The organism is Ammoniphilus resinae, from assembly GCF_017873965.1.
GTDB classification, from domain to species: domain Bacteria; phylum Bacillota; class Bacilli; order Aneurinibacillales; family RAOX-1; genus Ammoniphilus_A; species Ammoniphilus_A resinae.
In genome coordinates this window covers 501140-525850 of sequence record NZ_JAGGKT010000001.1, presented here as the reverse complement: position 1 = coordinate 525850, position 24711 = coordinate 501140, and the positions used below count along the sequence as shown (strand labels likewise).

General features: G+C 42.7%; 24 protein-coding genes. 2 read left to right on the top strand and 22 right to left on the bottom strand.

Going from position 1 to position 24711, the window contains the following annotated elements:
* Positions 1–55 precede the first annotated feature (55 nt).
* The 3 genes from J2Z37_RS02490 to J2Z37_RS02480 all read right to left on the bottom strand — a co-directional run bounded on the left by J2Z37_RS02490 (position 56) and on the right by J2Z37_RS02480 (position 1215).
* Positions 56–433 (bottom strand): LysM peptidoglycan-binding domain-containing protein, encoded by a 378-nt coding sequence (locus J2Z37_RS02490; RefSeq protein WP_209808551.1) that lies wholly within the window; start codon positions 431–433, stop codon positions 56–58.
* A 59-nt stretch (positions 434–492) separates the two neighbouring features.
* Positions 493–639, bottom strand: coding sequence for a hypothetical protein (locus J2Z37_RS02485; protein WP_209808549.1), 147 nt, complete (start codon positions 637–639; stop codon positions 493–495).
* Positions 640–750: 111 nt separating this feature from the next.
* Entirely contained in the window at positions 751–1215 is a 465-nt protein-coding gene (locus tag J2Z37_RS02480) for a divergent PAP2 family protein (protein ID WP_209808547.1), read from the bottom strand.
* Between the two features lie 295 nt (positions 1216–1510).
* Between J2Z37_RS02480 and J2Z37_RS02475 the strand changes: the two genes are divergently transcribed.
* The gene (locus tag J2Z37_RS02475; protein WP_209808545.1) at positions 1511–2443 is read left to right on the top strand and encodes a Na/Pi symporter; all 933 of its coding nucleotides are present in this window, start codon (positions 1511–1513) and stop codon (positions 2441–2443) included.
* Positions 2444–2519: 76 nt separating this feature from the next.
* Here J2Z37_RS02475 and deoC read toward each other — a convergent pair whose 3' ends face one another.
* The 14 genes from deoC to gpr form a co-directional block, all read right to left on the bottom strand.
* Positions 2520–3191 (bottom strand): deoxyribose-phosphate aldolase, encoded by a 672-nt coding sequence (deoC, locus tag J2Z37_RS02470; protein WP_209808543.1) that lies wholly within the window; start codon positions 3189–3191, stop codon positions 2520–2522.
* A gap of 1 nt (position 3192) precedes the next feature.
* The gene (locus J2Z37_RS02465) at positions 3193–3624 is read right to left on the bottom strand and encodes an NUDIX hydrolase (protein WP_209808541.1); all 432 of its coding nucleotides are present in this window, start codon (positions 3622–3624) and stop codon (positions 3193–3195) included.
* A 223-nt stretch (positions 3625–3847) separates the two neighbouring features.
* Positions 3848–5188, bottom strand: a complete 1341-nt coding sequence (mtaB, locus tag J2Z37_RS02460) for a tRNA (N(6)-L-threonylcarbamoyladenosine(37)-C(2))-methylthiotransferase MtaB (RefSeq protein WP_209808539.1) — start codon at positions 5186–5188, stop codon at positions 3848–3850.
* Between the two features lie 53 nt (positions 5189–5241).
* On the bottom strand, positions 5242–5997 hold the full coding sequence (locus J2Z37_RS02455) for a 16S rRNA (uracil(1498)-N(3))-methyltransferase (RefSeq protein WP_209808537.1): 756 nt from the start codon (positions 5995–5997) through the stop codon (positions 5242–5244).
* 18 nt (positions 5998–6015) lie between these two features.
* Positions 6016–6954 (bottom strand): 50S ribosomal protein L11 methyltransferase, encoded by a 939-nt coding sequence (gene prmA / locus J2Z37_RS02450; RefSeq protein WP_209808907.1) that lies wholly within the window; start codon positions 6952–6954, stop codon positions 6016–6018.
* Between the two features lie 78 nt (positions 6955–7032).
* A complete protein-coding gene (gene dnaJ / locus J2Z37_RS02445; RefSeq protein ID WP_209808535.1) occupies positions 7033–8154 on the bottom strand; it encodes a molecular chaperone DnaJ in 1122 nt (373 codons plus the stop codon).
* Between the two features lie 136 nt (positions 8155–8290).
* Positions 8291–10114 carry a molecular chaperone DnaK gene (gene dnaK, locus J2Z37_RS02440; protein WP_209808533.1) on the bottom strand — a complete coding sequence of 608 codons (1824 nt, stop codon included), beginning with the start codon at positions 10112–10114 and terminating at the stop codon, positions 8291–8293.
* Between the two features lie 57 nt (positions 10115–10171).
* Complete coding sequence (grpE, locus tag J2Z37_RS02435; RefSeq protein ID WP_342453768.1) at positions 10172–10726, bottom strand: nucleotide exchange factor GrpE; 555 nt, start codon at positions 10724–10726, stop codon at positions 10172–10174.
* An 11-nt stretch (positions 10727–10737) separates the two neighbouring features.
* Positions 10738–12285: a TCP-1/cpn60 chaperonin family protein gene (locus J2Z37_RS02430; RefSeq protein ID WP_209808531.1), complete on the bottom strand. Its 1548-nt coding sequence runs from the start codon at positions 12283–12285 to the stop codon at positions 10738–10740.
* 26 nt (positions 12286–12311) lie between these two features.
* Complete coding sequence (gene hrcA / locus J2Z37_RS02425) at positions 12312–13346, bottom strand: heat-inducible transcriptional repressor HrcA (protein WP_209808529.1); 1035 nt, start codon at positions 13344–13346, stop codon at positions 12312–12314.
* 84 nt (positions 13347–13430) lie between these two features.
* A complete protein-coding gene (gene hemW / locus J2Z37_RS02420; RefSeq protein ID WP_209808527.1) occupies positions 13431–14570 on the bottom strand; it encodes a radical SAM family heme chaperone HemW in 1140 nt (379 codons plus the stop codon).
* A 79-nt stretch (positions 14571–14649) separates the two neighbouring features.
* The gene (gene lepA / locus J2Z37_RS02415) at positions 14650–16464 is read right to left on the bottom strand and encodes a translation elongation factor 4 (protein ID WP_209808525.1); all 1815 of its coding nucleotides are present in this window, start codon (positions 16462–16464) and stop codon (positions 14650–14652) included.
* A 128-nt stretch (positions 16465–16592) separates the two neighbouring features.
* Positions 16593–16910 carry a DUF3679 domain-containing protein gene (locus tag J2Z37_RS02410; RefSeq protein ID WP_209808523.1) on the bottom strand — a complete coding sequence of 106 codons (318 nt, stop codon included), beginning with the start codon at positions 16908–16910 and terminating at the stop codon, positions 16593–16595.
* Positions 16911–16922: 12 nt separating this feature from the next.
* On the bottom strand, positions 16923–18035 hold the full coding sequence (gpr, locus tag J2Z37_RS02405; RefSeq protein WP_209808905.1) for a GPR endopeptidase: 1113 nt from the start codon (positions 18033–18035) through the stop codon (positions 16923–16925).
* Between the two features lie 182 nt (positions 18036–18217).
* Here gpr and rpsT point away from each other — a divergent pair, with 182 nt between their 5' ends.
* Positions 18218–18484 (top strand): 30S ribosomal protein S20, encoded by a 267-nt coding sequence (rpsT, locus tag J2Z37_RS02400; RefSeq protein WP_209808521.1) that lies wholly within the window; start codon positions 18218–18220, stop codon positions 18482–18484.
* Between the two features lie 32 nt (positions 18485–18516).
* Here rpsT and holA read toward each other — a convergent pair whose 3' ends face one another.
* The 5 genes from holA to J2Z37_RS02375 all read right to left on the bottom strand — a co-directional run bounded on the left by holA (position 18517) and on the right by J2Z37_RS02375 (position 24557).
* Positions 18517–19563: a DNA polymerase III subunit delta gene (gene holA, locus J2Z37_RS02395; protein ID WP_209808519.1), complete on the bottom strand. Its 1047-nt coding sequence runs from the start codon at positions 19561–19563 to the stop codon at positions 18517–18519.
* A 152-nt stretch (positions 19564–19715) separates the two neighbouring features.
* Positions 19716–20849 carry a zf-HC2 domain-containing protein gene (locus tag J2Z37_RS02390; protein WP_209808518.1) on the bottom strand — a complete coding sequence of 378 codons (1134 nt, stop codon included), beginning with the start codon at positions 20847–20849 and terminating at the stop codon, positions 19716–19718.
* Positions 20846–21394, bottom strand: coding sequence for an RNA polymerase sigma factor (locus tag J2Z37_RS02385; protein WP_209808516.1), 549 nt, complete (start codon positions 21392–21394; stop codon positions 20846–20848). Before J2Z37_RS02385 ends, J2Z37_RS02390 begins: the two co-directional genes overlap by 4 nt.
* A gap of 23 nt (positions 21395–21417) precedes the next feature.
* A complete protein-coding gene (locus tag J2Z37_RS02380) occupies positions 21418–23790 on the bottom strand; it encodes a DNA internalization-related competence protein ComEC/Rec2 (protein ID WP_209808514.1) in 2373 nt (790 codons plus the stop codon).
* Positions 23791–23882: 92 nt separating this feature from the next.
* The gene (locus tag J2Z37_RS02375; RefSeq protein ID WP_209808512.1) at positions 23883–24557 is read right to left on the bottom strand and encodes a TerC family protein; all 675 of its coding nucleotides are present in this window, start codon (positions 24555–24557) and stop codon (positions 23883–23885) included.
* Between the last annotated feature and the right edge of the window lie 154 nt (positions 24558–24711).

Here is a 24711-nt window from a genome sequence, read left to right as displayed (position 1 = left end):
TAATACATTCCCACTATAACACAAACACAAAAAAAAGGACTAGTAGTCCCTTTTCCTATGGAAGCTTAAGTGGTTGACCTGGCTTGATACGGTCATTGGATAAATTGTTTAACGTTTCAATCTCAGAAATTCGATTAGCGGGGTTATCCTTGGGGTAATGTTTAAGGACGATCGACCAGAGTGTATCTCCTTTTCTAACTGTGTAAAGCTTCCCTGCGGAAGCAGAATTATCTTTTTGTTCGGCGCTAGCTGTTACAAAAGAATTTTGGATGGGTAAATGGGCCACCTTTTTCTTTATTACAAAATGAAAGATACTAAATAAGACAAATAAAATCAGGATGATTTTTATTAATGTGGCCAGATGCTTCCAATCGTTAGTTGGGTTCCCCTTTTGAATCTTTTGTCCCTTTATTTTCTTGAGAATGACAGCCATTTGTTCCCCCTCCTTACTACTACCTTATGCAAGGAAAGGGGGGAACTTGTCCAAATTTATTAATTTCCCATTAACCATTTTAAGATTTGTAAGAAAGGCGTATTTTGTTTGCGATGAGTTCCCTGCCATTTATGGATATCCGCCAGCGACTGCTTGTACTTGCCAATTCTAGCTTCGGGTATAAACAAGGACTTTTCTGTTGTCATCTTTCTATCCACCTTCCTCCATTGATTGTTCTATTTCTAAGTTACCATATGGAAGGAAAAGCAAATGTCAATCGGTGTTGTCGTATTCCCACTTTTTTTGTGGTTTTACCATTAATTCTTCTGTGAAATGAGAAAACCGATAGCCCCCAAAGAAATTCCTAAAAGCGAACCAGCAACGACTTCTGAAGGCAAATGTCCCAGCCTTTCTTTTAAGTCTTTTCGCTTTTTCCTATGATGGCTCACTTCTGGATGTTTTTCGCGAAGCTTTTCTACTGATTCCTCCAATTCATTGACCACCATCGCTGTCTGTCCGGCATGGTAACGTACTCCGAAGGCATCGTACATAACGATCAAACCAAGTAAACAGGAAATGGCAAATTCCGGAGAACGAAAACCATTTTTCAATCCAATAAAAGTAGCCAACGAAGAAACCCCTGAAGAATGAGAACTAGGCATCCCGCCTGGTGTAAAAACCGACTTGAGACTTATTTTCCCAGTATTCAAATAGTCAAAGGGTATTTTTAGCGCCTGTGCCACCATAACGCTTGCCATAGATGTTAATATGGCACGATTCATAAGATCACCTCTGCGATTCGGCATCAACGGACAGGAAGATCCCTTTTGTACGAAGGAATAAAGTTGGGAATACCTGCCCACAGATGCTAGGGTAAGTGAACTACCATCAGAGAAGGAGCTTCACCTACTGATGGAAGTTTTCTTTATAAGTTTGCCCAATCTTTCACAGTAAGACCCGTCATCAAAAGCAAATCCTCGTGAATTTCCATTTGCTTGTCATGCTTGTCTTCACCTGCTCATACCTATTAATAACATCCACTTTTACCCATCATTTCGGCCCTGAGGAGTTGTCCACATGAAAGAAATCGTTATTCCCTTTGCAGTAGGGATTTCTATCTTTTTATTCGGTATGCAATTAATGAATATTGGATTAAATAATCTGGCTGCTAACAAACTAAAAGAAATACTCACCCGTTTTACCAAAACTCCGTTTCACGGGTTCCTAACGGGTACTGTCATCACCATGATCATGCAAAGCAGCAGTGCGGTCAGTGTTATAACGATAGGTCTGACCAATGCAAGATTACTGACTTTCCCCCAGACTATTGGCATTATTCTTGGGACAAACATCGGCACAACAATCACCACGCAGATTATTGCACTGAATATTTATGAATATTCTTTGCCTCTTTTTCTCATAGGAGCAATCCTTTGGTTCTTGCCATGGCATGCATTCCGTTGCCTAGGATTAACATTAGCAGGATTCGGTTGTATTTTTATTGGGATGGAAGGTATGCAGTTTATTGCAAATCCAATTCAGGAAACAGGAATATTTCGTTATCTTGTTGATTTAGGTTCTGAAAATAGTGTGATTGGTGTCTTAATTGGCACTGCCATTACTGCAGCCATACAGAGCAGCACCGCCACCACAGCCATTACGATGAGTTTTATAAGTGAACAAATTATCCCATTGTCCATGGGAATTGCCATTGTTTTAGGAAGTAATGTAGGGACATGCATGACCGCCTGGATCGCTTCCTTTGGTGGGACGATCAGTGCAGTGCGTGTAGCGTGGAGTCATATCATTTTAAATTTAGTGGGTGTTCTTCTTTTCGTTCCATTGATTAGTATTCTGGCCTCAGCTGCAACAATGATTACTCATAACCCTTCGGCCCAAGTTGCCCATGCCCAAACCATTTTTAATGTCATCTGTTCCTTGGCCGTGCTTCCTTTTGCTAGACAATTTGGAGCGTTTATAGAGTTTTTGATTCCGCAGAGAAGGCAGTAGAGGCAATGGGCGGAACGTGGATCCGGTTTGTCCCGAAATAAAAGGGGAAGCCAAGATAACGGATCCCCGTTCCGCCTTAATAATCGCCTTTCACTTCTTCACCTTTGACGATGGTAACGCCTGAACTTGTGCCAATTCGGTTGGCACCGGCTTCAATCATCTCTACAGCTGTCTTGAAATCGCGTATTCCTCCAGAAGCCTTTACCCCTCGATCTGTGCCAACCATTTTCCGCATCAATTGCACATGCTCTATGGTTGCTCCCCCCGCACCAAATCCAGTGGATGTTTTTACGAAGTGGGCACCTGCACGAACAGCAATAAGGCATGCATCTTCCACTTGGTCAAGGGACAATAAACCGGTTTCCAAGATCACTTTAACTTTCACATTTTCTCCTGCCGCTTGTACAACCGCGAGAATATCTTTGTACACCCACTCAGTATCACCTGATTTTAACGCGCCGATATTCATCACCATGTCAATTTCATTTGCACCATGTTGAACTGCCTGTTTCGTTTCAAATGCTTTTGCTTCAGGTGTCGTGGCTCCTAAGGGAAATCCAACGACCGCAGCTACTTTCACAGACGTTCCCTTCAACATCTCGGAGCATAGTGAAACCCAAATCGGATTTACGCACACTGACGCAAATTGATAGGTCTTGGCTTCTTTACATAATCGCACAATGTCCGCTTTAATTGCATCGGGTTTAAGGAAAGTATGATCGATAAAAGAATGGATTTCAATTTTCATTCTATCCTTCCTTCGGTAAACCCAAGATATCAAAGGCCTTGGAAATAACAGAATCATTATTTTCATATCCGTTTTCCTGTTGCATTTTCCAAGCCTTAGTCGGCTCCATCCACTGCACTTTATTAATCTCTTCAATTTGCGGGACGAGTACACCGCCCGTTGCTTCAACCAGGTAATAATGGACCTCTTTATTTATTTGACCCATTTGCGGGTGATAGTACTGATAATAAATAACTTCCAGGGGTTCCCTAATCTCCCCCTCAATCCCTGTTTCTTCTCTCACCTCGCGTAAAGCAGTTTGTTCAATTGTTTCTTCAGATTCTTGTTTTCCCTTCGGCAAAGAAACCTTCATATAACGATCTTCAATCATCAATATTTCAACATGATTAGGTTGTCTTCTATAGACAACTCCGCCTGCAGACACTTCCTTCATTATGGTTCACCCTTTTCTGCACCCTTGTCCTCTACTTTCTTCATATATTTTACCATATCAGGAGGAATATGCGATAATTGCGATGGGAAATTGGATGCGAGGGATAACTGGGTTAGGGTACACCTTGCAACTCTCCGAAAACGAAAAAGTTTTCCGTAATCTTTCGACGGTGTCAAGGATGACTCCAATTTAGGATAAAAAAAAGGCACCGGTCTCGGTAGCCTTAACTTTCAATCAAGGATGACTCCAGTTCGCGAACGAACGTGCCTTGGCAATATTCAACACCAGGTTCATCTAATCTTACTTTGCAGATTTTACCGATCAATTCGGTTGAACCATGAAAAGCAATCCTTAGGTAATTATCGGAATATCCGTAGACCATTGTTCCATCATTATTTCCCTCGGTATAAAGGCTTTCCGGAATAACCTCCAATACTTGTCCCACAAATTTTTTAGAGTAATCAAGCGAGAAGCGGTTGGAGAGCTCGATTAAACGGTGAACACGATCGTTCTTCACTTCTTCTGGAACTTGATCGGCAAATTTTGCTGCAGGGGTCCCTGTCCGTTTGGAATACGGGAACACATGCATCTCTGCAAATTGAATTTCTTCCATAAACCGATAGCCATTTTCAAATAATTCATCTGTTTCACCTGGGAAGCCAACAATGACATCAGTTGTAATGGCAACACCTGGCATCGCTTTTCGGATTTGTTCAATCTTTTGGCGGTACTCCTCAACTGTGTACTTTCTTCTCATCCGCTTTAACACGATGTCATCCCCAGCTTGTAAAGGAATATGCAGATGACGACACATTTTTTTCGAAGTATTCAATACCTCTATAACTTCATCTGAAATTTGGCTTGCTTCAATGGAGGAAATGCGCACACGCTCTAGACCTTCTACCTTATCCAAATCCCATAGAAGTTTGGCAAGATTGTAATGTTCCAAGTCCTCCCCATAGCCACCTGTGTGAATACCTGTTAAAACAACCTCTTTATATCCTGATTCAACTAACTTCTTGGCTTGCTCCATAACATTTTCCGGTTTCCGACTCCTCATTAAACCGCGTGCCCAGGGTATAATACAAAATGTGCAGAAGTTGTTACAACCTTCCTGAATTTTAAGGGAGGCTCTTGTTCGATCCGTAAACTCAGGAACGTCTAATTCTTCATATTCCCTTGTTTTCATGATATTTTTAACTGCATTAATGGGCATCCGATCTTTTCGGTAGGTCTCAATCAAGTTTAAGAGTTCTTCACGTCCTTGCGTACCTAAAACGATATCCACACCTGGAATATTAGCGACTTCAGACGGTGAAGTTTGCGCATAACATCCCATGACGACTACGATCCCCTCAGGATTGCGTCGAACCGCACGACGAATCACTTGCCGGCTTTTTTTATCACCAGTATTCGTCACCGTGCAAGTGTTAATCACATAGACGTCCGATTCATCCTCAAACGAAATCTGTTCGTAGCCACCTTCGCGGAAAAGCTGCCAGATTGCTTCAGTTTCGTAATGATTGACTTTACATCCAAGAGTATGAAAGGCAACTGTTGGCATAATCCGTTCTCCTTTCAAGCTTTAGCCTAGTAGGCCTTAAGCCGACTTTTTCACTACATTAATTCGCCGATTTGTTCAAATTGGTAAGAAATACAAGATAAGGCATATAATGCTGCGGTTTCTGTGCGAAGAATCCGATTTCCCAGCATCACGGAATTAAAACCTGCCGCTTCTGCTTCTGCAACTTCTTCTTCAGAAAAACCACCCTCTGGTCCGACTATGATAAGAATCCTTTGACTTCCCTTTAGGTTTTGCATATATGAATACATCGATGTTACCCTTTCCCCTTCAAAGGCAAGTAGGGCAAGATCGTATTGGTCAGCAATTTTTAACAGCTGTTTCCAAGAGAACACACCTGAAATTTCTGGAACAAACTGTCTATGGGACTGCTCCGAAGCTTCCTTGGCAATCTTATTCCAACGTTCGAGTCTTTTTACTTGTTTCTTGTCATCTAGTTGGACAATGGTTCTTGACGAAGTAAAGGGGATCAGTGCACGTACACCCAATTCCGTGGCCTTCTGTACGATGAGATCCATTTTGTCTCCCTTGGGTAGCCCTTGAGCAATTGTAACATGAACCGGAAGTTCACGATCATCGTGAATTCTTTCCAATATGGCGCATAATACTTGATGCTTTTGTATTTCCTTAATAGCAGTCAAGTAGCAATTCCCCACACCATCACAACAAATAATCCGGTCCCCTTCGGAGAATCTCATCACCTTTCCAATGTGACTCACATCATCGCCGGTTATCATGACAGCTTGTTTTTGCTCATCCACATCACTAACCTGTACAAAGTATCTTTGCATGTTTTTTCACCGCACCATTTACCCTTTTTTTGCAACGATAGACACCCAATCTTCTAGATGTCTCACCTCATTAATTTCAAAACCAGCCTTCTCAAGGGCCTTCTTCACTTCTGCTTCCTTCTGGGAAATGATCCCCGAGGTAATAAAGTACCCTCCATTCACAAGTCCCTGATAGGCTTCGTCAACAAATCGCACAATAATTTCAGCCAAAATATTAGATACGATCAAATCTGCTTGACCTGTGATCCCCTCAAGCAGATTATTTTGTTTTGCTTTTATTTTGTCCGATACCTTATTTAATTTGGTGTTAATATTTGTACTTCGTATGGCTATATCATCCAGGTCAAGCGCCATCACAGATTCTGCCCCTAGAAGAACAGAGGCAATGCTTAATACACCTGAACCACAGCCCACATCAATAATACGATCTCCATCTTTAACATAATCCTCTAAAGCCTGGATACATAGAACAGTTGTCGGATGTGTCCCGGTCCCGAATGCCATACCCGGATCCAATTCAATAACCAATTCAGCAGGATTCTTCGGCAGGTATTCTTCCCAGGTGGGTGTGATTGTAATTCGGTCGGAAATTTGAACGGGCTTATAATACTTTTTCCAGGCGGTTGCCCATTCCTCTTCATGTACTTCAGCCAGGGAAATCTCGCCTGCTCCAATCGGAATATCATAAAGAATTAGATTGTTGACAGCCTGCTTGATTTCCTCAACTGATTCTCCTAAATAGCTGTTAATGGGAAGGTAGGCCTTTAAAATGACACCCTCCGTTGGATAATCATCTGGAGAAAGTTCATACACCTCTCCATAGGTTCCATCCCATTCCCGTACCAGCATCTCTGGGTCTTCAATCACCACACCGCTTGCTCCTGCTTCATGGAGAATATTCGATACCGCTTCGACGGCCTCTTGACTAGTATGAATGCTAATTTCCGACCACTTCATATTTCCTGACCCCTTTTGCTTGTTCGTTTCGCGCTTCATTTTCGCCATTCTAACATCATGACCCATTTGTTAAGGTTATTATTCCCCGCGGAAAGCCCGCTTCATCTTTTCAAAAAAGGAGGATTCTTCCTCCACTGGCCTGTTGCCATTAATTTCGGCAAATTCCCGGAGTAATTCCTTTTGTCTTTCAGTCATTTTGGTGGGTGTATGAACCACCACTTTCACATGCTGATCCCCTTGTCCTGAGCGGCGTAAATACGGAACGCCCTTGCCTCTCAATCTGAAGGATGTCCCGGTTTGGGTTCCCGGTGGAACCTTTAATTTCACTTTGCCATCCAAGGTTGGTACTTCAATTTCATCTCCTAATGCAGCTTGACTATAGGAGATTGGTACCTGGCAATAGATGTCATTCCCATCTCGTTCAAAGAAATCATGTCTCTTCACACGCAAAACAACGTATAAATCTCCAGGGGGGCCTCCGTTCGCACCGACTTCCCCTTCCCCGGTAACGCGTAGCTGCGCCCCCTCATCAACACCCGCCGGAATGTTAAGATGGATTTTACGGCGCTTCTTCACTGCACCTGCACCGTGACATTCGGAACATTTCACCTTAATGATTTTTCCACGTCCACCACAGGCCGTACATGTCCGCCTGTTTACCACCCGACCAAACGGTGTATTAGCCACCTGATCCTGCTGCCCGCTTCCTCGGCATACCTGACAAGTATCTATCTTAGTCCCTGGTTCGGCCCCACTTCCGTGGCATTTATCACAATCCATCTCTTTTGGAATTTCAATATCCATTTCTTTTCCAAAAATAGCGTCTCTGAACTCCAAAGTGAGAGTATACTGCAAATCCGCACCTTGTCTTGGGGCATTCGGATTTCTTCTGCCACTCCCACCAAAGAACATATCAAAAATATCCCCAAAACCGCCAAAATCTTGTCCGCCAAAACCTCCAAAGCCTCCGGCACCTGAATCAGTTCCAGCATGGCCAAATTGGTCATATCTTTGTTTTTGCGAAGGATCACTTAATATGTCATAAGCTTCTTTCACTTCTTTAAATTTTTCCTCGGCATCAGGGGCCTTATTGACATCAGGGTGAAATTGTCGCGCTAATTTCCTATAGGCTTTCTTTATTTCTTCAGGTGAAGCACTTTTATCCAAGCCAAGCACTTCATAATAATCCCTTTTGCTCATAACGTTAACCTCACACTCCCGCTAAAATTCCGACCGTCCATAATCTTGACACAATCCACATCATACCAGGAAAAAAAGTCAAAGCCAAGATAAAACCTGACTTTGACTTAGATCTTGCTCCTTTATCCGAGCTTGATTATTTCTTATCTTCATCTACAACAGTATAGTCTGCATCGACCACATTGTCATCCTTTGATGAGCTGCCGCCCTCTGGGTTTTGTCCCTCCGCTTGTGCAGCTTGCTGGTATAGCTTAACCGAAAGCTCCTGAACGATCTTAGACAATTCTTCCTTGGCAGCTTTGATTGCTTCAATGTCTGTTCCTTTTAATGCAGCGGAAAGTTTTTCTTTAGCTTCATTCGCTTTTGCTATTTCGCTTTGATCGATCTTTTCTCCAATTTCTGTAATTGTTTTTTCCGTAGAGAAGATCAGTTGGTCAGCCTCGTTACGTACTTCCACTTCTTCCTTGCGGGTTTGATCTGCTTCGGCATTGGATTCAGCCTCTTTGACCATGCGGTCAATCTCATCATCGCTTAATCCAGAAGAAGCAGTAATCGTGATATTCTGCTCTTTTCCTGTTCCAAGGTCTTTCGCTCTTACATTCACGATGCCGTTTGCGTCAATGTCAAAGCTTACTTCGATTTGTGGTATGCCGCGTGGTGCTGGCGGAATATCTGTTAATTGGAAACGGCCCAAGGTTTTATTGTCAGCCGCCATGGAACGCTCCCCTTGAAGCACATGGATATCAACAGATGTCTGACTGTCAGCCGCTGTAGAGAACACCTGTGATTTGCTTGTAGGGATCGTTGTATTTCGGTCAATCAATTTTGTGAATACTCCTCCAAGCGTTTCAATACCTAGGGAAAGAGGAGTTACGTCAAGCAAGACCACGTCTTTAACATCCCCGGTCAAGACACCTGCTTGAACCGCAGCCCCAAGTGCAACCACTTCATCAGGATTTACCCCTTTATGAGGATCTTTACCAATGAACTTTTTGATCGCATCCTGAACAGCTGGAATTCTTGTAGAACCTCCGACTAATAAAACCTTATCAATTTGTGTTGGCTGAAGTCCTGCATCTTGAAGTGCACGGCGAGTTGGTCCCATTGTCCGCTCAACTAATCCGGAGGATAGTTCCTCAAATTTTGCACGGGTCAAGTTCACCTCAAGGTGCTTTGGACCTGTAGCGTCTGCTGTAATAAACGGTAAAGAAATAGTCGTAGTGAGTACACCGGACAAATCTTTTTTAGCTTTCTCCGCAGCATCTTTCAAACGCTGTTGTGCCATTTTGTCATTGCTCAAGTCGATTCCAGTATCCTTTTTAAATTCAGCAACTAAATAATCCATGATCACTTGGTCGAAGTCATCCCCACCAAGTTTGTTATCGCCTGAAGTGGCTTTCACTTCGAAGAACCCATCAGACAGCTCAAGGATTGATACGTCAAAGGTTCCTCCCCCAAGGTCATAAACAAGGATTGTCTGGTCATCAGCCTTTTCTAATCCATAGGCTAGAGCAGCAGCTGTCGGTTCGTTGACAATACGCAGAACTTCCAAACCAGCAATTTTTCCTGCATCCTTTGTTGCTTGGCGCTGGCTATCATTGAAATAAGCAGGTACAGTGATAACTGCTTTATCCACTTTTTCTCCAAGGTATGCTTCCGCATCGGATTTCAACTTTTGCAAAATAATAGCAGAAATCTCCTGTGGAGTATACTGTTTTCCTTCCAATTCTACCTTGTAGTTTGTACCCATATGTCTTTTAATAGAAATGACTGTGTTAGGGTTAGTAATGGCCTGTCTTTTTGCTGCCTCACCAACAATTCTTTCTCCATTTTTAAAAGAAACAACAGAAGGGGTTGTGCGGTTGCCCTCAGCATTTGCAATAACAACCGGTTCTCCTCCCTCCATAACAGCTACACAAGAGTTGGTTGTACCTAGGTCAATACCAATTACTTTACTCATATTAGATGCCTCCTGATTTTATTTATATAGTCAACTTCTCCCCGAAAATGGTAGATACTATGAGCTGACCTTCACCATCGATGGGCGAATCACTCGATCCTTCAGTTGATAACCTTTTTGCAGTTCCTGAATAACCATCCCCGCTTCATGATCAGGGCTCTCCTCCTGCATCACCGCCTGGTGGAAATGAGGATCAAAAGGCTTTCCAACCGTTTCAATGGCCTGCAAGCCTTCTTGCTCCAATGTTTGAACAATCTGACGGAAAACCATATCCACTCCTTTGGTAAGGGAGTCCACATCTTGTGAATCTTTTGCAGCGGCTAATGCCCTCTCCAAATTATCTAGAGCTGGAAGGAGACCTTCAATCACAGACTGCGCAGCGTAACGGATGAGCTCTTCTTGCTCCCTGCGGGTGCGCTTGCGATAATTGTCAAAATCAGCCTGAACCCGCAAATAACGATTATAGTTTTCTTCCACTTGCTTTTTCAACTGTTCGATTTCTACGTTGGAATCAGCATCGGCTTCCTGAGCATGCTCTGTCGTCTCGTTTGCTTCATCCAGTTTCACTTCATCTACAGTTTCCTGTTCATTCACCTGGTTTTCGTTTGACACTTCACCCACTCCTATTCCAATAGATCAGATGTTTCTTTCATCCGGATGATGGTATGAATTCTTAAGATACTTTCGGCAACCTCACCCGCAGCTTTTAAGGCGAATTTCTTAACAAGCACTGGGTCGACAACGCCCAATTGAATCATGTCCACAGCGCGGCCACTATCAAGATCAAGAGCGACAGAAAATGAATCTTCCCTAGATTGGGCGGCCCGAACCTCTTCCAATTTTTCAAAAGGATTGAAACCCGCATTGATAATCATCTGTGAAATCGGACGCTGAAGGGCCTGAATCACAGCATCGACTCCATAACCTTCCAATCCAGTCTGTGTTGATCGCCATTGTTCTAATTCCCTTGCCATCGCAACCTCCACACTGCCTCCACCGGGCACAATTCCACCGCGAATCGCCGCTTGCACGGAAGATGCTGCATCCTTCGCAATTCTTCCCCTCTCGCCAACGATCTCTGGTGTAGAGGCACCGATTAGAATCGTTGCGGTCGGTTTCCCAGCTCCTTCTAAAAAACGAACTTGCTGCTTGGTCTCTAACGTAACCATTCGTTTACAGCTGCCCAATAGCTTTTTAAAATCCTGTTTCAACTTAAGCAACCCATGAAGCTTGACAGGGATCGCTCCCAGATGTTCGGCAAGCCGATGAATCTGTGCTTGCGGAATTCTATGTATAACGGTAATTCCAACATCTGCACAATATTCTTCGGCAAAGGAATCACATGAACCTTCACAAATAATAACCCGAACTCCCATCTGGTTGATATACTCCAGACATCTTAGAAAGTTCTCTTTATTTTCAAGATACTGTTTAAAGCCGATCTCCGTCCCGAGCGCCTCATCGTCAATTCCTTCAGGACCAAAACGATCCTCGAGGAGCAAAACAGCTGGGTTCTCTAGATCAGACGGCATTTGCCGTGAGACTGGTCTTTTTTGTAACAGGATCCCTTTTATAACTTCACTTTCTTCTCCCTGATGAACCTCGACCAAATCTGCAAGTTTTAGCTCTGTTTGAACAAGCTGCTTATCTCCCACTAAATGGCATGCTTGCAAAACCAAATCACTAATCTCTTGATTTTCCCTAGCAGCAATATAGGCCGTTTGTCGAAGATGAGGGTCAGTTAGGTCCGTAACAGCAGCAGCCATTCTAGCCAAACTACGTTCAGCAGTGGCCACCCCTTGGCGGATGCCCGCTATCACTTTTACCGGGGGGACACCCCGGTGGATTTGCGCAGCCCCTTCTTGCACCAATGAACTTGCCATTATTGTCGCAGTTGTTGTCCCGTCGCCGATCTTCTCTTGCTGAGCAGTAGCGATTCGGATCAGCATCCGGGCGGCAGGATGCTTTACTTCCATTCTCTCCAATATCGTAACCCCATCATTCGTAATGACTACGTGTCCACGCTCATCTACCAGCATGGTATCAAGACCTTTCGGCCCAAGGGTTCCCTCTACAGCAGAGGAGATCGCCCGAACAGCATTCACATTATTCATTAATGTCGTCAGCCGCTCATCTCCTATTGGATGCTGACCTTCGCTAGAACGGGTCATGCTTCCAACTCCTTTAATCCTTCTACTTAAGGTTCATTTTTATAGATTTTCCCTAACAATCTTGTTAGATCCTTCGAGATATAATCAACAATACTAATCACTTTTCCGTACTCCATCCTCGTCGGCCCAATAATTCCAATCGTGCCAAGAGGATTCCCATCCACATGATAAGTTGCACTAATTATACTGCAATTATTTATCGCGTCCTCTTTATTTTCAGCCCCGATCTTCACTTGTACGCCGAGTGTCGGTGAACTAAAGTGTTTCAGCAGTTGTTCATTTGTATCAAGGAATTCAAGAATGTCTTTAACCTTATCCACATCCCTGAATTCCGGTTGCATCATAATATTTGTTGTTCCTTTTAGGAATACCAACTCTTCTGGATGACTGTGAAAAGCTTGTTCAAGCATTTCGATTAATCTTTGATAATTATCAAATACCTTTTGCAATTCATTGGAGATCTCTTGGTAGATCCGATGCTTGACTTCAAGCAATGGCATCCCTACCAATTTGCTATTCAGAAAGTTAACTAGCCTTTCAATTTCCGAAATAGGGACTCCTTCTGGTACTTGAATCGTTTTATTTTCTACCTTCCCTGTATTGGTAACAATAATCGCTACCGCAGTGGTGGAATTTAACGGGATCATCTGTATATGTTTGAGCAGGTTTTCCTTCACTTCGTGTCCAAGTACAATGGAAGTATAATTGGTTAAACCGGAAAGGATGGCCGCTGTTTGTTGAGTAATCTGTTCAAAAGCATAATACTTCTCAGCAAACAACAATTTAATCCGAGAGATTTCCTCCTTCGTTAATTGTTTTGGCTGTAGAATATGGTCAACATAAAAACGATAGCCTTTTTGCGAAGGTATTCTGCCTGCAGAAGTATGCGGCTGTTCTAAAAATCCCAGTTCCTCCAGATCCGCCATTTCATTTCGAATGGTGGCAGAGCTGTATCCAATATCTTCCCTTTTCGAAATCGTACGGGACCCGATAGGTTCCGCGTTGCGAATATAGTTGTCAACAATAGCATGCAATATTTGAATTTGTCGATTGGATAACATATACTCACCCCTTGTTAGCACTCCTATCTATCGAGTGCTAAAACCTTCACATTTAAAATACCAAATCGTACAGACTGTTGTCAACTATTCCAAAAACCGCATAAACACTTCATTTCCTAGGGGGATTCCTTTTTCCGTTAATCGTACCCGGTCTCCAACCTGTTCTAGTAGCCCAAGCTTTTCGAGGTTTGTTATTTGTTTTCCGAATACATCTTCGATTAGCTTACCGTAACGTTTGAAAAATTCCCTTTTCGAAATTCCTTCCATTAATCGGAGGCCCATTATCATAAATTCCTCCATTACTTCCCGATCTGAAACTGTAAATTCTTCAATTCGCGGCAATCCATTTTGCTTAACCAACTGCATATATTGTTGAACTGGCCCGGCATTGATATGCCTGCTTCTCTTCACATAGCCGTGCGCCCCGGCACCAATGCCATAATACTCCTCGTTTTTCCAATACGTTTTATTATGACCGCTTTCGTAGCCATCCTGGGCGAAATTGCTGATTTCATACTGCCGGTACCCATGCAATTTCATTTCTTGTCGAACTAGTTCGTACATCGCTACTTCTTCTTCCTCGGCTGGAAGGATCAGTTGATTTTTTTCATAAAGAACATGGAATAACGTATTTTCCTCAACTTTTAAACTATAAGCAGAAAAATGCTGAAGACCGAGATCAAAGGCTTGATTTAACGTCTTCTTAAATAATTCTACAGACTGTCCTGGCAGACCGAAGATCAAGTCGATAGATATATTCGTAAAACCTGCTTGTCTCGCATCATGCAGAGATCGGAAAACCTGTGCAGAGTCGTGGATCCGTCCAATTTTCCTTAGAAGTTCATCATCAAAAGCTTGAACACCGTAGCTCAAGCGATTGACTCCCCCTTTTCTCATGATAGTTAACTTTTCCGGATCCGTCGTTCCAGGGTTCGCTTCCATCGTAAATTCTATATCATCTGTTTGATTAGGAATATGTTGTCTGACCGCGTTTAAAAAATACTTCATTTGTTCGGCAGATAGAAAGGTTGGTGTTCCACCGCCAACAAAAATAGTTTGAATCGCATCAGGAGGTGTTTGCTTCATCGTTAAGATGATCTCTTGCTCCAAGGCATAAAGATAATCCCAGACCAACTGCTGATTCTGTGTAACGAAGGAGTTAAAGTCACAGTAATAGCATTTATTTGTACAAAAAGGGATATGGATATAAACAGAATGTGGCATATATTCACCTCAGTTTTTGGAGTTACAGGTTAGACTGAAAAGGGGCTTTGGCAACCAGCCAAAGCCCTATCCCTTCAGTTTATTTCTTGTCCATTTGCAATACGGCCATGAATGCCTCTTGTGGGACTTCTACGCTCCCCACCTGTTTCATGCGTTTCTTACCTTCTTTTTGCTTTTCAAGCAATTTACGCTTCCGGGAAATATCTCCACCATAACATTTCGCCAATACGTTTTTCCTTACAGCTTTAATTGATTCACGGGCAATGACCTTATGCCCGATCGCTGCTTGTATAGGCACCTCGAACATTTGTCTTGGAATTAGCTCCTTCAACTTTTCGCAGAGGAGTTTTCCTCTTGCATAGGCGCTATCCTTGTGCACAATGATCGATAAGGCATCAACCTCTTCGCCGTTTAGCAATATGTCCATTTTAACCAATTTCGAAGCCTTATAGCCTATTAACTCATAATCAAAAGATGCATAGCCTTTTGTATTTGATTTCAGCTGATCAAAAAAATCGTACACAATTTCCGCCAAGGGGATTTCATAGGTTATCTGTACACGTGTTGTATCAATATATTGCATATCGATAAAATCACCGCGTTTTCCTTGGCAAAGCTCCATCACCGCACCAACAAAATCCTTAGGAACCATAATCTGTGCCTTCACATAAGGTTCTTCTATCTTATCAATGAACTGCTGTTCCGGCATCTTCGATGGATTATCAATATCGAACTGTTCACCATCCGTTTTTGTGATCTTATAGATAACACTTGGGGCAGTGGTGATCAAGGTGATACCGAACTCACGTTCGACCCGTTCTTGAATAATTTCCATATGCAGCAGCCCAAGAAACCCACAGCGAAAACCAAAACCTAAGGCTTGTGAGGTTTCCGGCTCATATTGTAAGGAAGCATCATTTAATTGAAGTTTATCCAAGGCATCCCTTAGATCGTTGTATTCTGACGTATCAACAGGATATAGACCACAGTACACCATCGGATTGATCTTTCGGTATCCAGGAAGCGGCACTGTTGCCGGTTTTTCCGCACTTGTAATGGTATCCCCTACCTGCGTGTCACCTACAGATTTCATGCTCGCGGAAATAAAACCAACATCTCCGACAGTGAGCTCGCCCAGTGGTTTTGGATAAGGTGCTGAAGCCCCTACCTCTGTTACCTCAAACACTTTGTTTGTGGCCATCATTTTAATTTTCATGCCTTTGCGAATCGTTCCATTGACCACTCGAATGTAAGCTACAACCCCTCGATACGAATCATAATAAGAGTCAAAGATAAGTGCTTGTAAAGGGGCATCTGGGTCACCTTCAGGTGCAGGGATCTTCTCCACTATTTGTTCCAAAATCTCTTCAATCCCTATTCCAGCTTTGGCCGAGGCTAGGACTGCATCACTAGCGTCTAACCCAATGACATCCTCTATTTCACGCTTCACTCGTTCAGGTTCGGCACTAGGAAGGTCAATTTTATTAATTACCGGAACAATTTCCAGGTTATTGTCTATCGCCAGGTATACGTTCGCCAAAGTTTGCGCTTCAATCCCTTGTGCTGCATCCACAACAAGCAGCGCTCCCTCACAAGCAGCCAAGCTTCTGGATACTTCATACGTAAAATCGACGTGTCCAGGGGTGTCAATTAAATGAAGAATGTACTCTTCTCCATCTTTTGCTCGATAATTTAAACGAACAGAATTCAACTTAATCGTAATTCCGCGTTCTTTTTCTAAATCCATGGAATCCAGAAACTGATCTTCTTTTTCCCGATCACTTAGGGCGCCTGTATACTCCAGAAGTCGGTCAGCAAGCGTTGATTTCCCATGGTCAATATGCGCGATGATAGAAAAATTCCGTATTTTTTTCTGTCTCTCTAATCTATCCATTATCCAAGACCTCCTCAAGAGGAAAAAATGCACTATCCTTAATTATAGCATGGACATTTCTCTCAGGCAATGCGCTGTCAGATAAAGTTATTGAAACGCAAATAAAATAAAGCGCACAGTAGGGCGCTTTATTTGAATAACCATTTTGCCATATTATTCGTCGAAGTGGAGATCCAATCCCCTACTGAATTCCCAATGCTGCTTATCCAGTTGCTTGCGGCCTGTCCTTGATCTGTAGCACGGTCGACTCCATTAATATAGTATTGCTGACCAAGAACAGTCATTTCCAATTTCCCCTGATCTACACGAGCAATATGAAAAGACTGTGCCGGCCCATTTTCAAAACCATCTAAACGGCGTGTCCCGTTCTCCGCCAGTTGAATTCCTCCCAAGACAAAACATATCATAAACAGCACGAACCCAAAGAATTTGATTCTCCATATCATAGTTTTTGGCTCCTAATGTGTATAAGCTGATACATTGTTCTTATCAATCGCTTGATGCAGGGCAGCATTTAATCCATTCGCAATAATATTGCCCATATCTTCAATGAATTCATCTACTTCCTTAGGTGTGACAATTAAATTGTGTCCAAGCGGCTGAAGCACCTCCCTAATAAGCTGTCGCTTCTCTTCTTCAGGCAGTACACCAACAAGCCCCATGATCACCTTTTTTCCTTCCACAGAGGGCTCATCCTCTTGCGTAAATGGCTTAGTTGTTCCTGGAAGATTAAATCCAGCGGGGGTAAGGCGGCTGGCTGGCGATGGATTCTTGCTCTCGTTCATTTGCCTTCCCATATGTGACAAGACATAATCAATCGTATCACTGGCGATCGATACTGCATCCACAACAGTAGGAACACCAATTGCCACAACAGGAATCCCTAATGTTTCTTTTGTGAGTGGCTTTCTTTTATTTCCCACACCTGACCCTGGATTAATCCCTGTATCAGCAATTTGAATGGTTGTATTAACCCTTTCCAATGCCCTTGACGCTAACGCATCAATAGCAATAACAAAATCAGGTTTTGTTTTTTCCACTACGCCAAAAACAATCTCACTTGTTTCAATCCCCGTGATTCCCAATACACCTGGAGACAAGGCACTGACGGGACGATATCCCTCTTCTACATGTTCTGGCAATAATTCAAAGAGATGCCTTGTCACTAGTATATTTTCTACGACGATAGGTCCCAAAGCATCAGGTGTCACATTCCAATTCCCCAGACCGACGATCAAGGCTTTGTGATGTTCTTGTATACCGATTTCCTGCAAAAATTGTTGAAAAGCCTTGGCGAATTCTGTAGCAACCAAATTTTGCAGTTCCGTATCTTTTCTGCGCAGCCCAGGTACTTCCATCGTTAAATATTTCCCGGGAAGCTTTCCGATCTGTTGGGCTCCTTGTTTATTAAGCACCTGGACTCGCGTCATACGTATTCCATTCTTTTCTTCCGTACTCATCTCCACGCCTGAAATACTTGGTTCCCCTGTGCGCTCCAATTCCAACTGATGTGCTTCCAATGCCAGATCGGTTCGAATGGAGTATTTGGACAGATCCATATCTTTTTCCACTTCACTCATTATCGGCCAACTCCAATCTCTTTTCTTCCAGTATTACACATCTCTGCAAATTTTATGATGTGAAAATCCTATATAATAATCTCAATACGCTTATTGCATTTCACTTAGGCCCATGGTAAAATGATTTTTGTTGCAATTAACGAAGTTATGGATGCACCAAGGAGGTGACTCTGATGCCAAATATAAAATCACAAATTAAACGTACGAGAACGAACGAAAAAAGACGTACGCAACGTGTTGCACAAAAATCTGCTCTTCGCACTGCTCTTAAGAGTGTAGAAGTTGCAGTTTCTGCAAACGATCTTACTGCTGCTCAAGAAGCATACAAATTTGCTGCTAAAAAACTTGACAAGGCTGTAACTAAGGGTCTTATTCATAAAAATGAAGCTGCTCGTAGAAAGTCTCGCTTAGCGCAAAAAGTGAATGGCGTTACTGCCTAACACCAAAAAGTGCTCTAACCTGTTGAACTAGGTTAGAGCACTTTTTTTTCGCCCTTTAATATCTCCTCTGCTCTCATCATAAACAATTCAAGAGACAATTTTTTATCTATCTTCCCAGATTTAATCCGATAATCTTCTTCAGCTAAATAAGCTAAGACGTTTCGAAGTCCTTGCTCACTGAAATTCTTTACTTTTTCTGCTGCTAATTTTACAGGATAGGGGTGAATACCGAGTTGCGAGGCAATCTGCCCTTGTGTATATCCCTTGGAGAGTAAAATTTTCACATGCAAAATCAAACGAAACTGACGGACCAATAAACTTAGAATCGTCAGCGGCTCTTCCTTATTTTTCAATAAATCATAAAAGATCCTCATGGCACGTGTCATATCCAATTTAACGACTCTTTCCACCAAGGAAAATATGTCCTGTTCGAGGGTTCGCGAAGCCAATTGGTAGACAACATCCTCGGTAATAGTCCCCCGGGCGCCTACATAGGATGCTATTTTCTCCAGTTCCTGGTGTAGGGTCCGCAGATCGGTTCCAACCGTCTGCTTCAAGAGATTTGCTGCCTGGTCATCGATCCCTGCATTCAGCTTCTGGGCACGCCTTTGAATCCAGGAAATTAGTTCTGGTTCTTTTAGTGGTGAAAATGCCACCATCGTACTATGTTTTTGCAGAAGCTTAACAACTTTTTTTCGCTCATCTAGCTTTTCCACTTCTACCGCGAGAACAAGGACTGTTGTCTCTAGTGGCTGTTGAATGTAGTTCAGGAGAGCATCGATGTGATGTTCTACACCTCCAGTTTGTTTCGCTCCGGTTAAGAACATTGCGTTTTTCCCGATAATCAACCGTTTCTCGCCCATAAACGGAAGTGTCTCAGCCTCTTGAATGACGTCCTGTATCGGAGTTTCGTTCAGATCAAAAATATGTAAATTAAATTCTTCTAACTCCTGATCAAGCACTTTTCCTTTTAAAAAACGAATAAACTCTTCGCTTAGAAAAGTTTCCGAACCGTATAGTGTGTATAGAGGATCTATATCGTTTTGTTGAACCCGCTTAAATACATTACGAGAATCCATTTTCTCACCCCTTTTTATTGTACTAAAAAAAGGGTGCGCTCTGCACCCTCCAATTGTTTCTCGTATATATGTAAACGTCCAGATTAGGATCCTAGGCTTCATAATCTGGACGGAAAGCAAAGGTTACTTTCTTGCTTTCAATATATGCCGTTCTACATTTTTTGTTCCTGTCCGGAAGGAAGATTTACTTTCCATTGCTCTTTATAGGCTGGGAAATGAATTACATAAATGAATTCATATGGGCTTAGCCACTGAATTGTGACCGTACCCCCTCCTCCCCATGGATGACCGCGGAAATATTCTTTTCCCTCCTGGTCTTTCACAACCATCATCTGCCCTTCGACTGCGGCGATGTATCGTTGATCGGGTGATGAGACCCCCTCTTTCGCGGCTTGCATATCTACTTCCGGCTTACTCTCCACTGTGTCCGCCGATTTAAATGCCTTTTCGTTCGACACCGCCCCTTCCTCAGGAACCGCTAACCTTGGCGCTGCAAAATTTTGCATTATAGCTGGTTCTTCTGGGAGAGGCTGAAGGGCCAGCGCTTGATCCTTTGCACCGTTATTCTCAAGTGGTTGCTCTTCCACTACCCGTTTTTTCAATGTACCTGACATTGCATTCTCTGAACCTGCTTTGTCCATTGACTCTGCTTCTTCATGAACCTTAGGAGGTTCCGGGTTTAGAATTGATGGTTGTGCATCTTGGTTGGGTATGGATGACTTTTCCATAGTTGGTTGACTAAGACTCTCCCTTGGCTCCGTACCCACCATAGACTGCTCCGTATGTTCCTCAACCCGGGAGCTTTCCGCTGTATTTTCGTCCGCTGATAACGTCCTGCTCTCCCCAACAGCTGGTACTTTGTCAGCATGATCTGCTGTGTTGGCCGTTTTTTGCTCCATCTCTGCAGACCTTTCCGGAGCAGAGAACATATTCTGCATTGATATCGCCAAAAACATAGCTGCCGCAGCAGTTCCAATCATAAGTCCGTATCTTTTCCAATCCCTTCTGATCCGTGGGAAGACTTTCTTATCCTGTGCAACAGTTCCTTGTGCCACTGTTCCGTCCGTTTGTACAGCCAAGTAAGGCAAGATTGAATCCACGATGCTGACAGGTGGTTCTACTTGGGGCAGTTTTTCTAACTCCAATGAAAGATTTTGTAAGCTTTCATTTAACTTTTGGCATTCGCTGCAGAGTTTTAGATGTTCTTCTAATAAAGCAAGTTCGTTTGGAGAGAGATCCTTATCTAAATTCCGCTGCATTAATAGGGTCACCTCACTACAGCTCATATTCTCACACCACCCTTCTGATAGTCCTGAAGTAATCCTTGCAGTTGCTGTCGTGCCCTGTATAAATGGGACTTGACGGTATTCAGGGGAAGTTGTAAAGTATCGGCAATTTCATGATAAGAGAGATCTTGAACATACCGAAGGATAATGACCGTCCGTTGATGATCTGGTAATAATTCAATAGCCTTTTTGATTTCTTTCGCCATATCAATTCTCACTACTTCACTTTCGACATTCGCTTTATCCTCAAGCGGTAAAGAATGTTCATCGATGGATACGGTTTCGCGCTTTTTACGACAGTGATCAATGCAAATATTTGTCACGATGCGCTGCACCCATGTGGTGAATTTCGCCTTTTCTTGATAGGTATTGATTTTATTATAAATACGTATCAATGCCTCTTGTGAGGCATCCATAGCATCCTGCTCATTCTTCAAAATATAAAATGCAGTTTGGTAGACCGATTTTTCTATATTGCGCAATATTTGAATCAAGGCGTCGCGATCGCCTGCTTGCGCCTCTCTGATCAGATCTGGCTCAGTCACTAAGGTTCCCCTCCCTTACTATTTTATTGACGTATTACATACTTTTTAGGTTGCAGTTGACTAGAAACTACCAACTCTCCTTTTTTAATTTCAATCGTAATCGCACCATTATCATCCGTTCTTTCAATGTGACTGCCGATGGCAGCCAATCTTTCTAATGGTTCATGATGTGGATGACCAAAGCGATTTTTTCTCCCCACGGAAATAACCGAAACAGACGGATGAACCTGCTTTACCCATTGATCGGTTGTTGAAGTTTGACTTCCGTGGTGTGCCACTTTCAGCACATCTACTCTTTCTATTATATAAGGCAATAGGATATTTTCACCTTCTGCTTCCAAATCTCCAGTAAATAACAGCCGAAACCCCCATGCTTCCAATAAGATAACAACAGAATTGTTGTTATCGGAAGACATAGGGTGTCGCGGGTCGGGATTTAAAATTGTCCATACGACACTTTTGTTATCATGCCACTTGAGACCTTTATAGACCTTATGTACAGGGATTTTTTTACTTTCTATCGATTTAAACAAATCCCGTTCTTCCTGACTGCCTGGAGGTAATCCATTGACCAAAACAGAACCCACCCCAACAGCCTGTATGATCGATAATAATCCTCCGATATGGTCCAAATCTCCGTGGGTTACGATGATCTTTTCAATTCGATTGATGCCTTTCGATTTAAGAAAAGGGACTATGACGTTTTGGCCAGCATCAAACGGTTTCTTCTTTTTCTGCCAGCTTTGTCTTGGTGCAATCGCAGCACCTCCGCCATCAATTAAATAAACTTTTCGATTTGGTAATTCTACCACGATTGCATCCCCTTGTCCCACATCAAGAATAGTGACTACTAGATTTTGCCGGTTAATAGGAATTGCAATACATTGAAAAGCAATCAAGAGAGTTATGCTGGTCCACCAAAATTTTATCCACTTCTTCATTATCCACAATCGACTTAGCAGGACAAAGTAATAAACAACCAACCACAGAAAGCTTGGTTTTTCAACATAGTAATTTGTCCATGTAAAGCGGCTCAAATTTACCACCACTTGATTAATCAGATTCCATAATTCTGCCAAGACTTTTGCCATTAAATAAGCAAATCCAGGATGAATGAGTCCAATCAGAAAGGATGCAAAACCTACGGGGATAATCATTAGGGAAAAAAACGGGACGAGAAAAAAATTTGCCAAAGGAGACCAGAAAGAAAACTGGGAAAAATAATAAATTAAAACAGGTAAAGAAACAAGTTGGGCAATCATTGTTACACAAATCATAAGCCGAAAGGGAACTTTTACGTTAGGGGGGTGCGGATAAAAAATGGGCACAAACACAATTAGTCCCCAGGTGACGAGAAATGACAATTGAAAACCAATATCCCATAGTTGATATGGATTGTAAAAAAGCATGCTTAAAAGAGAAGCCCCCCAAATATTTAGCCCATCCACCGGTTTTCGCAAAAAATTTCCTAACAAAAAGATGACAGCCATAATCCCAGAGCGGACAATCGATGGGGAGGCCCCCGTGAGCAAAACATAGAGAGGAATAAAAGCGCAAGTCAGAAGAAGCGAACTCTCCCTTGTCAAGCCAATAATGCGGAGAAAAGCCAAAGCCCCTCCACTGAGGATGGTCATATGTAACCCGGAAATCGCCAGGATATGGAGCAATCCAAAGATTGAATAAGCATTGATCAAGCTTGGATCAATATCATCCCGGTTGCCAAGCAAAATTCCCTTCACAAGCGGCGTAATTTTCTCTGGGAATGTCCGTTCAACAGAATGGGATAGATAGTTTTGGATGGAAGAAAGAAGGGTATCAAATTGAAATGGGGGTGGGTCTTTAATGACTTGAGGAGCGGAGGAGGTTTGGATGATCCAGTGGATGCGCTGATGATACAAATATTGCTTATAATCAAAAGCATTGGGATTCCGTGCGGGCTCCGGTGCTGTGAGTTTCCCCTTTATCCGGACGAAACTTCCCCTATTTAAGTCGTTTGCCATTTCCTGATCTTGTTTTGATTGAAGATACACTTGACAGATTACTATTTCCTCTGCTTCTTGTTGGTCAAACTGGGCCAAATGAAGTTTAAAGGTTAACAGATTCCCGTCAACCTTTGGCTCGGAACGAATCGTCCCAGTCATTTCTACCGTTTTTCCTTCATCTATAAGGGTCGTATCATTCAGCTTTTCAAGCAGGTCATAATAACTCGCACCCAGCATTAAGAAAAGGAAGAGAAGAATACATTCCGAAAAATTCTGACGTCGAATCAACATCCAGATCCCTGGAAAAAGCAAAATAAGAAGATATCGGAAAGGATCACCCATCGAAAAGAAGTGACTAAAAACGATCCCACCGGTAAACATCAGGGAAAGCCAATAAACAGGCCTTCTTGCCATCCATTCATTTTTTATCGGAATATACTCATCCCTCCTTGTTATTTACCTACCCTCATTTTATTGTTTTCTGTCAGAAAGGACAATATCAAACATTAAATAATTTCAGTTATTTTTTCATCTTTCTTCGCCTGCCATTTTCCAACAACAATCACCAGAACAGTCGTCGCAATCGGAATAATGAAACCAGCCCCTGGTAAAACTTCGTGCAGAAAATGGCCGAGCCCTTTATCACCTAGGGCCATTTCCCCTGCTGTATACCCCAATAACCCTGCACCAGCCAAAATAATGATTGGAAAGCGATTCATCAACTTCATCAGAAGTTGACTACCCCAAATGATCAACGGGATACTTAAAGCCAATCCGATGGCAATCAAAAGAATACTGCCATTCGCGGCACCTGCTACTGCCACCACATTATCAAGACTCATGATCAAATCGGCAAAAATAATAGTTCGGATGGCTTCTGCTAAGTTGCCTCCACTTTTTAGGGATTCTTCCCCCTCTTCCCCTTTTAAAAGCTTAATTGCAATCCAAATCAGGAGCAATCCTCCTATCACTTGCAGATACGGGATCTTCAAGAGCCATACTGCAATAAAGGTTAAAATAACCCGTAACCCAATAGCCCCGCCGCTTCCCCAAAGAATGGCTTTCTTTTGTTGCTCAACCGGAAGATTCCGGCTAGCTAAGGCAATGACCACGGCATTATCCCCGCTTAAAACAATGTTAATTAAAATAATCTTAATTAGTCCTACAAAAAAATCCTCCATGAAACGCCTCCTTAAAAATTAAAAAATAAAAAGACCTTAGCATAACTTCAACAGAAACATAAAGATTCTGTTGAAGTTAAGCAAAGGTCTCGCATAGCACAAGTACTTACAAAGCCGGGAATCAGATTCCGTAATGACGACTTTGTATCAAGAA

Excerpts from the sequence above, each read along its gene's own strand:
- rpsT (WP_209808521.1), top strand. The coding sequence starts at position 18,218 with ATGCCAAATATAAAATCACAAATTAAACGTACGAGAACGAACGAAAAA.
- prmA (WP_209808907.1), bottom strand. The coding sequence starts at position 6,954 with ATGAAGTGGTCGGAAATTAGCATTCATACTAGTCAAGAGGCCGTCGAA.
- J2Z37_RS02430 (WP_209808531.1), bottom strand. The coding sequence starts at position 12,285 with ATGACCCGTTCTAGCGAAGGTCAGCATCCAATAGGAGATGAGCGGCTG.
- J2Z37_RS02375 (WP_209808512.1), bottom strand. The coding sequence starts at position 24,557 with ATGGAGGATTTTTTTGTAGGACTAATTAAGATTATTTTAATTAACATT.
- lepA (WP_209808525.1), bottom strand. The coding sequence starts at position 16,464 with ATGGATAGATTAGAGAGACAGAAAAAAATACGGAATTTTTCTATCATC.
- J2Z37_RS02455 (WP_209808537.1), bottom strand. The coding sequence starts at position 5,997 with ATGCAAAGATACTTTGTACAGGTTAGTGATGTGGATGAGCAAAAACAA.
- mtaB (WP_209808539.1), bottom strand. The coding sequence starts at position 5,188 with ATGCCAACAGTTGCCTTTCATACTCTTGGATGTAAAGTCAATCATTAC.
- J2Z37_RS02485 (WP_209808549.1), bottom strand. The coding sequence starts at position 639 with ATGACAACAGAAAAGTCCTTGTTTATACCCGAAGCTAGAATTGGCAAG.
- hemW (WP_209808527.1), bottom strand. The coding sequence starts at position 14,570 with ATGCCACATTCTGTTTATATCCATATCCCTTTTTGTACAAATAAATGC.
- J2Z37_RS02475 (WP_209808545.1), top strand. The coding sequence starts at position 1,511 with ATGAAAGAAATCGTTATTCCCTTTGCAGTAGGGATTTCTATCTTTTTA.
- hrcA (WP_209808529.1), bottom strand. The coding sequence starts at position 13,346 with ATGTTATCCAATCGACAAATTCAAATATTGCATGCTATTGTTGACAAC.
- J2Z37_RS02490 (WP_209808551.1), bottom strand. The coding sequence starts at position 433 with ATGGCTGTCATTCTCAAGAAAATAAAGGGACAAAAGATTCAAAAGGGG.
- J2Z37_RS02390 (WP_209808518.1), bottom strand. The coding sequence starts at position 20,849 with ATGAGCTGTAGTGAGGTGACCCTATTAATGCAGCGGAATTTAGATAAG.
- J2Z37_RS02480 (WP_209808547.1), bottom strand. The coding sequence starts at position 1,215 with ATGAATCGTGCCATATTAACATCTATGGCAAGCGTTATGGTGGCACAG.
- dnaJ (WP_209808535.1), bottom strand. The coding sequence starts at position 8,154 with ATGAGCAAAAGGGATTATTATGAAGTGCTTGGCTTGGATAAAAGTGCT.
- deoC (WP_209808543.1), bottom strand. The coding sequence starts at position 3,191 with ATGAAAATTGAAATCCATTCTTTTATCGATCATACTTTCCTTAAACCC.
- holA (WP_209808519.1), bottom strand. The coding sequence starts at position 19,563 with ATGGATTCTCGTAATGTATTTAAGCGGGTTCAACAAAACGATATAGAT.
- J2Z37_RS02465 (WP_209808541.1), bottom strand. The coding sequence starts at position 3,624 with ATGAAGGAAGTGTCTGCAGGCGGAGTTGTCTATAGAAGACAACCTAAT.
- J2Z37_RS02380 (WP_209808514.1), bottom strand. The coding sequence starts at position 23,790 with ATGGCAAGAAGGCCTGTTTATTGGCTTTCCCTGATGTTTACCGGTGGG.
- J2Z37_RS02410 (WP_209808523.1), bottom strand. The coding sequence starts at position 16,910 with ATGATATGGAGAATCAAATTCTTTGGGTTCGTGCTGTTTATGATATGT.
- dnaK (WP_209808533.1), bottom strand. The coding sequence starts at position 10,114 with ATGAGTAAAGTAATTGGTATTGACCTAGGTACAACCAACTCTTGTGTA.